The following is a 12,299-nucleotide window of genomic DNA, read 5'->3' on the forward strand; positions in this document are numbered from 1 at the left end:
TAATCGTTTCCAAAAAAAGCTCCGCATCTGCGGAGTTTTTTTGAATCTCAAATGGATTACTTGCCGAGTTCGGAAGTCGGAGTCATCAACTGCCAGAGCACAGCCTTGTGAGCGTGCAGCCGGTTTTCCGCTTCTTCGAAGGAGAGGTTTACCTTGAGGTTGTCCATCACGGAATCCGTGATTTCTTCGCCACGGTGAGCCGGGAGGCAGTGGCTGACCTTGCAGTGAGCCGGAGCAAGCTTCAGAAGGGAGTCGTTGATCTGGAACGGAAGAAAGTGGCTCTGCTTCGAGTCTTTTTCGCCTTCCTGGCCCATGGAGACCCAGACGTCGCTGTAAAGAATATCTGCGTCCTTGACGGCTTCCTTCGGATCGTTGAATACGCGGTACTGCGTGCCGTGCTGCTTGAAGAACGGCTGCATTTCGTCGATGACGGAAGTCGGCTGTTCAAAACCCTTCGGGCAAGCGAGCGTGAAGTTCATACCGAGCTTTGCGCAAAGAACGAGGAAGGAGTTGGCGACGTTGTTGCCGTCACCGATAAAGGCAATCGTTTTGCCCTTGAAGTCGCCGACCTGTTCCTTGATGGTCTGGGCGAATGCGAAGGCCTGGCAAGGATGGGAGTCGTCGGTCAAGGCGTTTACGACCGGAATGTTGCCGTATTCGGCGAGCTTCTCGACGAGTTCCTGTTTGAAGCAGCGAACGACGAGAGCATTGACCCAGCGGGAAAGGCACGTGGCTACGTCATGGACGCTTTCACGCTTGCCGAGACCGATGGAATCCGGTGCGAGCAGAACGGCGGCACCGCCGAGCTGGTGAATGCCGACCTGGAAAGTCGTAATCGTGCGGAGAGAAGGTTTCTCAAAGAACATGCCAATCGTCTGACCGTGGAATCGATCAGAAAACTGTCCATTGTGGACTTCTTTTTTCAGGCGCATAGCAATGTCGACCGTTTCGAGGATGCGTTCCTCGCTCCAGTCGGCGAGACGTAAAAGATGACGGTTTTTTTCGATCATTGAGTGATTCCTTCTTCTCCCTGGAAAACAAAAAAACCGGTCCAAAAACTTTTTGGGCTAGCTAAGTTTCCCTAGAATATCAGGGAGATGTTTAATTTAGTTAAAATTTGACAATTTTGGCAAGCTATTTAAAGCTTATCCAGATAATAAGTGGGGCGAAGTTTCAAGAATTTTTCATCGTCTTCGAGTTCCGCGGCGGGCTGGTTTCTGCCGATGAGGAGTGCCGCATCGATTCCAGCGTGCATGGCTCCGCCGATATCCGTGGCGAGCGTATCTCCGATCATCACGGTCTTCATTTTGCGCGGAAGGGAGGCTAGAGCCTTTTCGTACAAGGCTTTGAAGGGCTTTCCGAAGTAGAAAGTCTCGGGATGGGCTTCCTTGTAAAGACGATGCGCATAACAGCCCGAAACGCCTTCTCTCGGCGCGTGAATACGGGGAGCCCAGGCGTCCGGATTCAAAACGACCATTTTGGCTCCAGGGCGACGGAGAATTTTCAGCGCGTCTTCAAAAAGGTGCTCTTCTTTTCCCGTCGCCGAAACGATTACCGTGTTCTCGGAAGGATTGTCCGAAATTTGGACCCCGCCTTTTTCCACGAAATGCGTCCCATTGGGGCGTCCGATGTAAAAGGCTTCGTGAATGCCTTTTTCCTTGGCGAAAGGCGCAAAAAGATCGCCCGAAGAAAGAATTTCCGAGGCTTCGAAAGGAATTTGCATGCGAGCAAGGCTTTCGACCATCAGCGGAATGGATGTGGAAGCCGCATTTGTCACGAGGCGCATCGGCTTTCCCGAAGCGCGAACCTTGTTGTACATTTCGACGGCTCCGGGGTAAACGTATTCATTTTGGCAGTAGAAGGTGCCGAAGGCGTCAAAGAAAAAGGCTTCGTAATTTTCGAGCAAAAAGTCTAGGCTGACAGACTTCGTTTCGTTCGGCATGGGTTGAAAATTTTCGACTTCAAAATAATGGGCGTAGATTTCGCGCTCAAAAGATTCCATGCTATTTCAAGTTCCTTTTGACTCCCCAGATCTGCGCGGCGTTCTTTCCGCTGTCGCTTTTCCAGAGAACTTTGTCTTTGTAACGGATGGTGGCAAAAATTTTAGCGAGGTAGGCGCCGGTCGCAACGATGGAACGGTCGTTCGCCATCAGGTTCCATTTGAGGAAGAAGGTCTGCGGATTTTCGAGGCAGTTGCCGTTTAAAAAGTGAGAGTCCGAGCAGGAAGTTTCGGATGTGACACTGGTGACGTAGGCGCCGGACGTTGTGTAAAGGCGGAGTGACAGGTGAATGGAAATGTCGCTCGGGAGAACCTTTTCCGTAGAGCTGTTTGCAAATTCTTGAACGTATTCGCGGAAGTCCTTCCCGCCGATTTTTAAGGCGACGCCGTGTTCTGCGGAAGAGGGAAGTTTTGCCGAAGTATCGGCAAAGACGCGTTCAAAGATCGGAGCATGGTCCAGTGTATCGGATTCCCGTATCATTGCGAGTGAATTTGTTTGCAATTCAAACGGATAGGCTCCGGCTATTTTTGCATAAGGAGCAGTCGCCAGGGATTTGTTCAAAAGGGAATCCTGCAACATGCCGGCGAGAACGCGGATGCTGTCACGCGGAAGGGGGAAACCTTGACCTGCATCCCAAATGAGCAGAACTGAAGAACGGTCTGCATCCCATTCGACTTGAGCGGCAGAAATGGTTTGCACGTCTCCAGCATGCTTGAATTCTAAAAAGTCCGCATTCGGAGAAGTTTCAGAAACCGGTTCCGAAAAGCGCACCCGCAGGGAATCCTTCCCCGAACCGTGATGGGCGAGGTAAGCGCTTTCAATAATCGGCGAGAGCTTTTCGCTCATCGAAATCGGCAACTCGGACGAATCGCGGAAAACGATTTTTGCTGTCTTGGAGTTTTCGGTGAGAGATGTGTTGCGGTAAAGGTTCGGATTTTGGGAAAGGTCGAGAACGATCGAATTCACGTTAGAAGCGTTGAACGGAAGTTCGGAGCCTGGGAAAGTCAGAACCTGGGAAATCCCGTTCCGATCCTTCCAGTTGAGTTCTAGACGGGCGACTGTGGAATCGAGATATTCACGGGAAAGATTCCCCAAAAAAACGATTTCCACCTGGTCCATTTGACTGTCGCCGTTCATGTCCTTGAAAAAATTCTTGGACGTGGACGGGGGAATCGGACTTTGGATAAATGCGGAAAATCCGAATGCCGGAAGCATTCCGCAGAGTAAAGCCCATGTCCGAATTCCGAGTTTCATCCGACCTTCTCAGCTGTGCAAAAAACCGTAGTCACGACCTTCTGCCGGAACGATCATGCGCAATTCCGAAAGAACGCCGATTCTATCCTTTAAAATACTCTTGAAATCTTCACCGAGTTCTTCTTCGTCGTCCTGGTTTAGATTATAAGCGTAAAAACTGCCATCTCCGAAGAGCGTAAAGCAGCAGTCCCAGTCGATTTTTGAATTTTCGTCGTCCATGCTTTCTAGCATCAGAATCGGCTGTGGAGCGGGAACTGGTGCCGCGTGACCGTTTTCGTACAAGAAGTAATTGCGCGAAATGAGCATGTGTTCCAAAGCCATCGTCGGCTTTGTGTCCGAAAATTCATTGCGCAGACGGCGAATATTGCCGAGGTCGTCTTCGAACGGATCCTGGAAATCTTGCGGAAGCACGATCTGCCAGTAGTCGAATTTTTTGCCCGAAGCGTCAAAGCGTTCCTGCCATTCTCTTGGAGGTTCCGGACGGCTGATCAAAAAGTCTTCAAAACCGTCGAGGATTTCGTCAAAGTGGGATTCGTAACGGGAGTTGCGCTGATCTTCAATCAAAGCGAGAAGACTCGAAATTTTTTCGTCTGTCGTCGGGGAGTGCAGTTCCTGATTTTCTTCGGACATTACCATTCCTCTGTGGTTTTAAGGGTAAGGCTCATGGCGAGCTTCTTTTCGTAATAAGCGCTTTCGTTGATGAAAATCGGCCAAACGCTCTTGTCTTCTTCGTTTGGAATATCTTTTCCATCGAAGGAAATAAAAATTGGGTCGCTCGATTTGACTTCTTTGTAATCGCCGTTTTGCAGGTTCGGATGGACCATGCCACGGATTTCGCCGAACTTGTCTCGCGGATAGTCGATGTCTTTGTATTGCGTATAGACGTCCACGGTTTTCTTCGGTTTCTTTTGCAAGATCCCCTGGTTCCATTCTTCTGCCATTTCCAGGTAGCGAAGAACGATCTTTTCGGTTTCAGCGAAGAGGCTTGCATCGAGAGTCCCATGCGGCTGTGCACCGATTTCTAAGCAGATGTCCGCTTTCGCGATCGTTCCAAAATAGGGGGATTCGCCACGTTCTTCCGGCTGGTAGTAAATAAAGCAGTTCGGAAATTCATGGACGAGTTCGGCGCTCGCGCGCATGGTGAACGGATCTCGGGTGGAAAGAATCAGGCAGACGCCCATGTTTGACGTCGTGTTGTGGACATCGATGATGAGGTCGGTCTTTGTATTTTCGCCTTTCGGGCCAAAGCGGTCGTTCAATTCCTTGGCACGGCGAATTTCGTAGGCGCTCGGATTTTCGAGAGCTAAAAGCCTGTTGGCAAAACTGCGGTTCAAGTCCAGATCCACGTAGCGGCGACAAACTTGAGTCGCTTCGATGTTCGTGTGGACAAGTTCAATTTTTGCCGAAGGGCATGCGTGCTTGTAATAGTGGTTATCGGCGGCCCATTTACTGTAAAGCTTGACTCCAGTCAGTTCGTTTCCGTGAGTTCCGCCGGCGATGACGATAGTCTTAATTTGGCTCATATATCCTTATTATACTAAATTTGGCGCATGATTTGTAAAGACCTGAACTTCCATAGACGCCTTTCGGTCGCTCCCATGCTCGATTTTACCGATCGGCACGAACGTTTCTTTTTGAGACTCCTGTCCAAGAACGTTTTGCTGTACACGGAGATGATCGTGGCGAATGCGCTTTTGCACGCAGGTCCCAGGTTTTTGCAGCACGATCCGGTGGAAAATCCCGTCGCGTTGCAGCTCGGCGGTAGCGATCCGAAAATGCTTGCGGAATGTGCAAAGATCGTGGAAGGCGCAGGTTTTGACGAGGTGAACCTCAACTGCGGTTGCCCTTCGGAACGTGTCCAGAGCGGCTCCTTTGGCGCCATGTTGATGAAGCAAAAGGATCTGGTCGCAGAATGCGTGCAGTCGATGAAAAAGGAAGTTCAGATTCCGGTAACGGTCAAGACCCGCATCGGCGTCGATGACTTCACCGGCTGGGAATTCTTTGAAGACTTTATTCGCACGGTCCACTGCGCCGGATGCGACACGTTCATCATCCACGCTCGCACGGCAAGGCTCCGAGGATATTCGCCCAAGGAAAATCGCGAAAAGCCGACGATCCATTACGAGACCGTTTACAAGCTCAAGGAAGTTTTCCCGCAGTTGAATATTTCTGTGAATGGGGACATCAGAACCATTGACCAGGCGAAGGAACATTTGAAGCATGTCGATGGAGTCATGATGGGACGTGCCGTTTACGCAAACCCTTGGATGCTTGCTACGGCAGATTCTGAAATCTATGGCGGGAAAGACTTTGCACCGCAAACGCGCAAGGCTTTGCTCGAAGCCTTCTTGCCTTATGTGCAAAAGGCGCAGGCAGAAGGATGTCCGCTTTCGGTTCTCACGAAACATTTGTATGGAATCTTTACCGGTTTTCCGGGCGGCAGAAAGTTTCGCCAGATTCTTTCGGAAGGCGCCCCTAAGGCTTTGGATGGCGCCGCTTTGATTCGCACGGCGATGGATGCTGTCGAAGAAATTTGATTTCCTTAAAATTCAGAACCGTAAAAAAAACAAACGTAGGTCTCCGAAGAGCCTACGCTTGTTTGGGGTATGGAGGAAATCAATTACAATTAAAATATAGACATTTTAAAGCGTGTGGACAAGGATAGGATAGGTATTTTTTCCTTGCAAAAATCTTTACAATTACTCACACGGAGGCGAATTGTGAGCACCGTCACGCTGCGGCGGGGGACCCATGCGCGGACCTTCCATGTTGGGGTAATCCATTTTGGGATGTTCTCCTTGCATTTGTTCCATCCTATTGACCTTGGGGGGCATCTGGTCGAATTTGGATGGCTGATCTTTGAACTTTTTGTGCTGTTCGGCGGTCAAGACACTCTTGAAAAATTTAACGTCTTGAATGCGCTGATCGAGCCGCTTTTCATTCAACAGGAGAAGCTTGGCGCGCGTGGACTGGAGCGCCGCTTCGTCGATTATGTCCGCCTTGAGGAGCGTGTGGAGTTCCTGTTCGGCAAGCCTGATCTGGCGGCTCATTTCGCGTCGGAATGCATTACAGGCGCGACCGTTGGAGTCGAGCTTTGCAATCTGTTCCTTGGAAAGTCCGAGAGCGCTGTCCATTTTGTGTTTAAAGTTGAAGTGCCGTTGCTTTTTAAAGGCGTGCCATTCGTTTTGAGGTTTGTCCTTTGCAAATTCCGGTGCAGTAGGCGGCTCTGGATTCTTGTGGCAGAAGACGACTGAACTTGTAAAGAAGCCGACAGCGGCGGCTAAGACAAGTCCGCAAATCCAAAGAAGTGTGTAGCTTTTTTGCATGGTTTATTCTCCTGTTGTGTAGTAATTGTCAACAGCGGTGGCAAAGGTACTGACGGATTCACCGGAACCCAGGGAAGAATACCAAGAGAGGCATTCCACCGAAGAATCGGAATCGTCGAGAATTTCTTGAGAGATCGAACGCGTGTTCATTCCGAGGAAGAAAGCGCCGGCGACAAGCAGAACGCTTGCTGCGACAGCCACAGAGGAAAGCTTGCGGAACAAGATGAACCGGTTTTCTTCTTGTCTAGCTTCGATTCGGGCAACGACTTTTGCCCAGGAATCGCTGCGAGGCTTGAGTCTTCGGGACTTGGAAAAATCGATTTCTTTACGCATAAGCAGTCTCCTTATCGAGGACCTGACGGACCTGTGCGCGGGCACGGGAAAGTCGGGCTTTCAGCGTGCCTTCCGGCGCGTTGTATATTTCAGAAAGGATTTTGATATCGAGACCTTCCGCATCTTTCAGCCATAAAAGACTGCGCTGATCGGGCGTGAGAATGGAGAGACCGTAAGCGAGAGCATCCTTGTCGAGGATTGCATCAGCCCTTTCGGATCGTCCGATGGCGCGTTCTTCTATTTCTAGATGGCGGTCAGTTTCGATTGTCAAGTGAACCTTGTCGCTGCGCAGCTTCATCAGGCAGGCGTTTTTCGTCAGCGTGTAAAGCCACGTCGAAAGGCTCGATTCTCCACGGAATTTTTGAATCGCTTCCGAAATCTGGACAAAGACATCCATCAGAATGTCTTCTGCCTGTTCGCGGTCCAAGAGCATGCGGAAGGCGAGGTTCAGCACATGCTGGCTGTGCTCGTCCCAGACGCGCTTGAGGGCGCTCAAATCTCCTTTTTGGAGTTTTTTGATAATCTCTTTTTCGCTCATTCAATCCTTTGGATGCTTTTCAAAAAGGATCGGTTGCTTTCAAAATAAGAAATATGAAAAAAAAGCGGATTTTTGGGCTAGTTTTGTTGGAAATGACAAAATAAAGCCTATTTTGTAGGCGAAAATGAACCAGAATCCTTTTGAACTCTTCAAGACCTCTTCCAAATCCAAGGCGCGTTTGGGTAAAATCACGACCGCTCACGGTGTCGTCACCACTCCGATCTTTATGCCCGTCGGAACGGAAGCGACCGTCAAAGGAATCACCTCCCGCGACATCCGTGAAATGGAAGCGGAAATCATTTTGGCGAATACATACCATTTGTATCTGCGCCCCGGCACAAAGACGATTGCTGCTGCCGGGGGAGTTCAAAAGTTCATGAGCTGGAATGGTCCGATGCTTACCGACAGCGGAGGATTTCAGGTCTGGAGCTTAAAGGATCTGCGAAAAATCACTGCGGACGGCGTCGAATTCCGCAGTCATTTGGACGGTTCGAAACACTTCTTTTCTCCGGCAAGCGTGATGCAGGCCCAGCGCGAAATCGGCGCTGATATCATCATGGCATTCGACGAATGCACGCCTTACCCGAGTACTGTGGAAGAAGCGAACAAGTCGCTTGAATATACGCTCAAGTGGACCCGCGAAGCGAAAGAATGGCTGGATGCGAATCCGCCGATTCTTGGTTATCCGCAATATTTTTTTGGAATAGTTCAAGGTGGCATGCATTTGGAGCTTCGAAAGAAATCCATTGAAGCCTTAAAAGAGATTTGCCCGGACGGTTACGCTATGGGAGGGCTTTCGGTCGGCGAACCTGCGGAACTGATGTACCGAATCGCCGACTTCTGCACGAACCTTTTACCCGCTGACCGGGCCCGTTACGTGATGGGCGTGGGGACGCCTTGGAATCTGCTGGAACTGATCCGCCGCGGCGTGGACATGTTCGACTGCATTTTACCGGCGAAGCATGCGCAAGACGGAATGGCTTATACGAGCCGCGGCGTTCTGCGGTTTAAGAATCAGCGGTTTGCGATGGAATTTGACAAGCCTTTGGATCCGGAGTGCAACTGCTACTGTTGTAAGAATTACAGTCGCGGCTATTTGCGGCATCTCTTTAAAACCAAGGAGCCTTTAGGCTGGACACTTTCGACAATCCACAATTTGCACTTTTACATTCACCTGATGCAACAGGCGAAGGCGCATATCGCAGACGATACGTTTGAAGAATGGGCGGCCGAACAGATCCCGCTTTTACAGCGGAACGCAGATTAATCCTTGAGGCAACGAACGGAGTTCCCTTGGTACATATTGCTTATAACGATGTATACACAATCTTTTTCTGTTGCGTTTTCTGATAGCAAAGAAAACTTGTATGCTCCACCACTTAACCTGGATGAACTCCAAAAAGCAGTCTGGTAGCCTTGGAAGTCAAATTCATAGAGAGATGAAATGTATATGCCTGCAGCGAGTGCGGTAAAGCCATAATCGTCGGTTCCTTCGCCACCATGCCAGTTGGATGTGGATTTGAGTCGGCTTGCGCAGTGGTCATAAGCATTCGCTAAGGTTTCATCCACAGCCAAGAGCGTTCTGGCTAAAAACGCCAGCACTGTCCATGGCCGCGCTCCATGTGTATAGGCGACCATAGCTTACGCAGTTTTTTGCGTAGTTATCATAGCACATGCTGATGGCGGTATTGTAGTTGTATTTGAAATTCAAATTCTCGGCCATCCAGATTTGATCTCCGATGGTGACTGTTTTGTAAACAGAACCATCTCTTAAGTCGATGAGACTATCTGCGGAAGCATTATAGATGCTGCCTGCTGTGATATCGATATATTCCGAGCTTGATGAGAGAGCTTGCCACGAGCTTGACGAGGATTTGTCATTGCGAGTCGTCGAAGACGAAGAAGCAAACTCACTCGAACTGGATGATAGACTGTCATTGCGGGCCGTCGAAGACGATGAAGCAATCACGCTGGAACTGGATGGCTTCTCCTCAGGGAGGATAACCTGACTACTGGAACTAGCAGCGGAGTCTTGTAAAGATCCGCTCGTAATGCCACTTGAAGAAAATGCGATAGCAGTTGAAGAGGATAGGACGGCATCCACTTCGGAGGAAATAATTATTCCTGTTCTTTTTCTAAGATCACGAGGGCGCGGTCCTGCGTGCTGCGTGGAATGCGGTAGAAATGCTTGGAAACAAGCTTGAATCCGTAATCTTCCGGATGCAGAGTCGCGAGTTCGTCTTTGACGGCAGGCCCCTTCATAAAGTAAGCGCGTCCACCCGGAACGAGAGCTTTCTGAATTCTCGGGAGCGTAAGCTCGATCAGTTCAAAGGCGCGGCTAATGACTCCTTGTACGGGGAAGGTGAGGCTGCGGCTAGTCACCTTGTGGCCGAAGACGTCGATGCCTTTGAGACCGAGTTCTTGGATGACGAGGTTCAAAAATTCAATGCGGTTCGGGCGCGGTTCGCAAAGAGTCAGGCGAATGTCCGGATTCACGAGCTTTAACGGAATTCCCGGAAAGCCTGCGCCGCTGCCGACGTCGATCATGCGCTTTGGCCATTCCGGCACGTAGGCGTTGATGAGCGTGCAGTCCGCATAATGACGTTCTACAATCGTTTCAAAAGCGTTCAGACGGGTCAGATCCTGGTCCTTGTTGTGCTCGCGCAAAAGCTGGTGGTAAGCCCACAACTGTTCAAGGGTTTCCTTTTGGAGATCGACTCCGTGATATTCCAACAGTTGCTTTAAACCTGCAACGGAAGGAACGGTACGCTTGCCGTTGAAAAGGGGAAAAACCTGATTGACTGGACGTTTGGAAAATTTAGAAGGCATGTTTTAAAAGTAGAAAAATAAACGTTTTTTTCTTCCAATCCGAATTTCGGACGTCTTATAAAGGAAATGTCTTTTGGATAGGAGAAAAGATTGCGGCGTGACTTTGGAATAATTTTGGGAATCCTGCTAGCTCTGCAGGGAATGCTTTGGTCGGCGGAACGGGAAAGCGTTTCTGTTGAAGACGCATTTTGGGCTTATGACGATGGCAAAATTGGCGAAGAAGACTTGGAAGAACTTTTGCGCCTGATCGAAGCGGGCGACGGGGAAGAAGCTTGTACAGAATGGGAAGCTTTGGGCCTTGAACCCTGTCAAAAAACTTGGACGGAACGTTTGGACGGTTTGAATTTTCGAGGAGCTTTTCAAGAGGCTCTGTCTTTAGATTCGGCGGGAAATCTGCGGAATCAGCAGATGCGCCTTGCGCTAGGGCTCTGGCGAATCTCTGGCGAAGTCCGTTTCAAATCGCAAGGCGCCCAAAGTCCGACTGTGAAATACAGGCGCTTGCAGTACAAGGGCAGGCGCTTTTCTTTTGCGGCGGGGAATCTTTCTTCGATAGACGTGGGCAGTGCCGTTGCGTTGCAAAAAAGGCTCGGCGGTATTCTCACGGTTCGCTTAAAGCCTTTGACGGTAGGCGCTTTTGCGTGGGAAGATTCGACTGCTGGATTTCATACGGCAATCGGTTCGCCGAAAAATATTCAGCTCTTCGGAATGGGAAATTTTTCTTTGGACGGATTCCGGGGAGCCTTTCTGCGCGCAAAAAACTCTACCGCCGACGTGCAGGTTCTTTATTCCAAGCATTGGAATACGCCTCTCTTGTACGTTTCCGGAACGTCTGAAAAAGGAAAAAATTCGCTTCCGCTGCGATTGCGCTTTCGCGCTTATCTGCACAAGAACGATACGCTGCACGGGATTTTTCGACTGCCGAAGATTGTGGAAACGCACCGTGCTGTGGGAAATTCCACAGTACAGATAGCCCTTGGGGACTTGAATCTTCGGCTGCTTTTGAGTTTTGCCGTTCCGCTGGATACGGGGAAGGCTCGCTCTGTGGCAGAGATTTCCTGGGTGCGGCGTCAGGAATACGCCTCTTTGGGAATGGGAACACGCGTGTCTGCTGTCGGGGAAGATTTCTCGACAACGCTCTTGATGCAAAGTGGAGTTTCTTTGTTCAAAAAGGACAGCCTTTTTGCGGAATGGAGACTTACTCCTCGGCATTCTTTGAAGACAACGTTGTATGAAATCCGTCCGGGATTTTCGATTCCGATTGAAGAGGCGGTGCGTGCAAAGGTGCTGTGTATTTTGCGCGGCCCTCAGAAAAAACCTTTGGTGGTGCGCCTAGAAACGCAAATGACTTTTTCTACGAAATTATACGGCAAAAGTTCCTTGGAACTGCGCTCGGAACGCTTTCAAGATTTGCACTTGTGGCGGTTTGGATTTGAATTCGATGGAATGTGGTAAAAAAAACTCCCTCCAAGGAAAGGAGAGCCTTGGAAGGAGTTAAAGGGGGAGTGTTTGGTATTACTTAATTTATCTAATATCGAATTAAAAGAGTCTTTGTACCAAACAATTCTTGTATACAGTTGTAACCAGGACTTGTTACTTCGCTTGAGCCTTACCCCATGAATCTTTGAGTCCCACGGTTCGGTTGAAGACGAGGTGTTCCGGCTTGGAATCGCGAGAATCCAGGCAGAAATAGCCCTGACGCATAAACTGGAATCGATCGTTCAAATTTGCCTTCGCAAGGGAAGGTTCAAGCTTCGCCTGTTTCACGATCATGGAATCCGGGTTCAGGTAGTTCAGGGGATCTTCTCCGTCCGGAACGTCTCCCGTATTTTCCAGCGTAAAGAGGTTATCGAAAAGACGCACTTCTGCATCGACTGCGGTAGAAGCGTTGACCCAGTGGATCGTGCCCTTGACCTTGCGTCCGTCCGGAGAGTCGCCTCCCTTGGTGGCCGGGTCGTATGTGCAGTGAACGGTCGTCACGTTCCCATCGGCGTCTTTTTCCACGCTGACGCATTTGACGAA

At 49.9% G+C, this 12,299-nt stretch carries 14 protein-coding genes and 1 pseudogene; 3 read left to right on the plus strand and 12 right to left on the minus strand.

Features of this window, described 5'->3' with window-relative positions; genetic code table 11:
- Positions 1–56: 56 nt before the first annotated feature.
- From argF to MR847_RS10450, 5 genes are all read right to left on the minus strand, one after another.
- The gene (gene argF / locus MR847_RS10430) at positions 57–1,010 is read right to left on the minus strand and encodes an ornithine carbamoyltransferase (protein WP_277001277.1); all 954 of its coding nucleotides are present in this window, start codon (positions 1,008–1,010) and stop codon (positions 57–59) included.
- A gap of 128 nt (positions 1,011–1,138) precedes the next feature.
- Positions 1,139–2,002, minus strand: a complete 864-nt coding sequence (locus MR847_RS10435; RefSeq protein WP_100426648.1) for an HAD-IIA family hydrolase — start codon at positions 2,000–2,002, stop codon at positions 1,139–1,141.
- A 1-nt stretch (position 2,003) separates the two neighbouring features.
- Positions 2,004–3,254 carry a hypothetical protein gene (locus tag MR847_RS10440; RefSeq protein ID WP_287723705.1) on the minus strand — a complete coding sequence of 417 codons (1,251 nt, stop codon included), beginning with the start codon at positions 3,252–3,254 and terminating at the stop codon, positions 2,004–2,006.
- A 9-nt stretch (positions 3,255–3,263) separates the two neighbouring features.
- Positions 3,264–3,884, minus strand: coding sequence for a hypothetical protein (locus MR847_RS10445; protein WP_287723706.1), 621 nt, complete (start codon positions 3,882–3,884; stop codon positions 3,264–3,266).
- Positions 3,884–4,777, minus strand: a complete 894-nt coding sequence (locus MR847_RS10450; protein ID WP_100426645.1) for an aspartoacylase — start codon at positions 4,775–4,777, stop codon at positions 3,884–3,886. The genes MR847_RS10445 and MR847_RS10450 overlap by 1 nt, the downstream gene beginning before the upstream one ends.
- A gap of 27 nt (positions 4,778–4,804) precedes the next feature.
- Between MR847_RS10450 and dusA the strand changes: the two genes are divergently transcribed.
- Complete coding sequence (dusA, locus tag MR847_RS10455; RefSeq protein ID WP_287723707.1) at positions 4,805–5,791, plus strand: tRNA dihydrouridine(20/20a) synthase DusA; 987 nt, start codon at positions 4,805–4,807, stop codon at positions 5,789–5,791.
- 162 nt (positions 5,792–5,953) lie between these two features.
- Here dusA and MR847_RS10460 read toward each other — a convergent pair whose 3' ends face one another.
- The 3 genes from MR847_RS10460 to MR847_RS10470 are packed head-to-tail and all read right to left on the minus strand — an operon-like array spanning position 5,954 to position 7,451.
- The gene (locus MR847_RS10460; RefSeq protein ID WP_287723708.1) at positions 5,954–6,580 is read right to left on the minus strand and encodes a Spy/CpxP family protein refolding chaperone; all 627 of its coding nucleotides are present in this window, start codon (positions 6,578–6,580) and stop codon (positions 5,954–5,956) included.
- 3 nt (positions 6,581–6,583) lie between these two features.
- A complete protein-coding gene (locus MR847_RS10465; RefSeq protein WP_287723709.1) occupies positions 6,584–6,913 on the minus strand; it encodes a hypothetical protein in 330 nt (109 codons plus the stop codon).
- The gene (locus tag MR847_RS10470; protein ID WP_100426641.1) at positions 6,906–7,451 is read right to left on the minus strand and encodes an RNA polymerase sigma factor; all 546 of its coding nucleotides are present in this window, start codon (positions 7,449–7,451) and stop codon (positions 6,906–6,908) included. The genes MR847_RS10465 and MR847_RS10470 overlap by 8 nt, the downstream gene beginning before the upstream one ends.
- 124 nt (positions 7,452–7,575) lie before the next feature.
- Here MR847_RS10470 and tgt point away from each other — a divergent pair, with 124 nt between their 5' ends.
- Entirely contained in the window at positions 7,576–8,718 is a 1,143-nt protein-coding gene (tgt, locus tag MR847_RS10475; protein ID WP_287723710.1) for a tRNA guanosine(34) transglycosylase Tgt, read from the plus strand.
- On the opposite strand, the gene MR847_RS11070 is transcribed toward tgt, so the two are convergent.
- The 3 genes from MR847_RS11070 to rsmG all read right to left on the minus strand — a co-directional run bounded on the left by MR847_RS11070 (position 8,715) and on the right by rsmG (position 10,280).
- Positions 8,715–9,089, minus strand: a complete 375-nt coding sequence (locus MR847_RS11070; RefSeq protein ID WP_353846858.1) for an FISUMP domain-containing protein — start codon at positions 9,087–9,089, stop codon at positions 8,715–8,717. The two genes, tgt and MR847_RS11070, sit on opposite strands and share 4 nt — an antisense overlap.
- A complete protein-coding gene (locus MR847_RS10480) occupies positions 9,013–9,420 on the minus strand; it encodes an FISUMP domain-containing protein (RefSeq protein ID WP_287723711.1) in 408 nt (135 codons plus the stop codon). The genes MR847_RS11070 and MR847_RS10480 overlap by 77 nt, the downstream gene beginning before the upstream one ends.
- A 149-nt stretch (positions 9,421–9,569) precedes the next feature.
- Positions 9,570–10,280: a 16S rRNA (guanine(527)-N(7))-methyltransferase RsmG gene (rsmG, locus tag MR847_RS10485; protein WP_100426639.1), complete on the minus strand. Its 711-nt coding sequence runs from the start codon at positions 10,278–10,280 to the stop codon at positions 9,570–9,572.
- A 114-nt stretch (positions 10,281–10,394) separates the two neighbouring features.
- On the opposite strand from rsmG, the gene MR847_RS10490 reads away from it, so the two are divergent.
- Positions 10,395–11,732 (plus strand): hypothetical protein, encoded by a 1,338-nt coding sequence (locus MR847_RS10490; protein ID WP_287723712.1) that lies wholly within the window; start codon positions 10,395–10,397, stop codon positions 11,730–11,732.
- A 138-nt stretch (positions 11,733–11,870) separates the two neighbouring features.
- Here the strand turns inward: MR847_RS10490 and MR847_RS10495 are convergent.
- Positions 11,871–12,299: pseudogene (locus tag MR847_RS10495) on the minus strand (glutamine--tRNA ligase); the annotation flags it as partial.

Origin of the sequence: Hallerella sp., from assembly GCF_022776125.1 — a bacterium.
In the GTDB taxonomy this organism is placed as follows: Bacteria; Fibrobacterota; Fibrobacteria; order Fibrobacterales; family Fibrobacteraceae; genus Hallerella; species Hallerella succinigenes.

Coding starts and splice junctions, on each gene's coding strand:
- argF (WP_277001277.1), bottom strand. CDS start 1,010: ATGATCGAAAAAAACCGTCATCTTTTACGTCTCGCCGACTGGAGCGAG.
- MR847_RS10435 (WP_100426648.1), bottom strand. CDS start 2,002: ATGGAATCTTTTGAGCGCGAAATCTACGCCCATTATTTTGAAGTCGAA.
- MR847_RS10440 (WP_287723705.1), bottom strand. CDS start 3,254: ATGAAACTCGGAATTCGGACATGGGCTTTACTCTGCGGAATGCTTCCG.
- MR847_RS10445 (WP_287723706.1), bottom strand. CDS start 3,884: ATGTCCGAAGAAAATCAGGAACTGCACTCCCCGACGACAGACGAAAAA.
- MR847_RS10450 (WP_100426645.1), bottom strand. CDS start 4,777: ATGAGCCAAATTAAGACTATCGTCATCGCCGGCGGAACTCACGGAAAC.
- dusA (WP_287723707.1), top strand. CDS start 4,805: ATGATTTGTAAAGACCTGAACTTCCATAGACGCCTTTCGGTCGCTCCC.
- MR847_RS10460 (WP_287723708.1), bottom strand. CDS start 6,580: ATGCAAAAAAGCTACACACTTCTTTGGATTTGCGGACTTGTCTTAGCC.
- MR847_RS10465 (WP_287723709.1), bottom strand. CDS start 6,913: ATGCGTAAAGAAATCGATTTTTCCAAGTCCCGAAGACTCAAGCCTCGC.
- MR847_RS10470 (WP_100426641.1), bottom strand. CDS start 7,451: ATGAGCGAAAAAGAGATTATCAAAAAACTCCAAAAAGGAGATTTGAGC.
- tgt (WP_287723710.1), top strand. CDS start 7,576: ATGAACCAGAATCCTTTTGAACTCTTCAAGACCTCTTCCAAATCCAAG.
- MR847_RS11070 (WP_353846858.1), bottom strand. CDS start 9,089: ATGGTCGCCTATACACATGGAGCGCGGCCATGGACAGTGCTGGCGTTT.
- rsmG (WP_100426639.1), bottom strand. CDS start 10,280: ATGCCTTCTAAATTTTCCAAACGTCCAGTCAATCAGGTTTTTCCCCTT.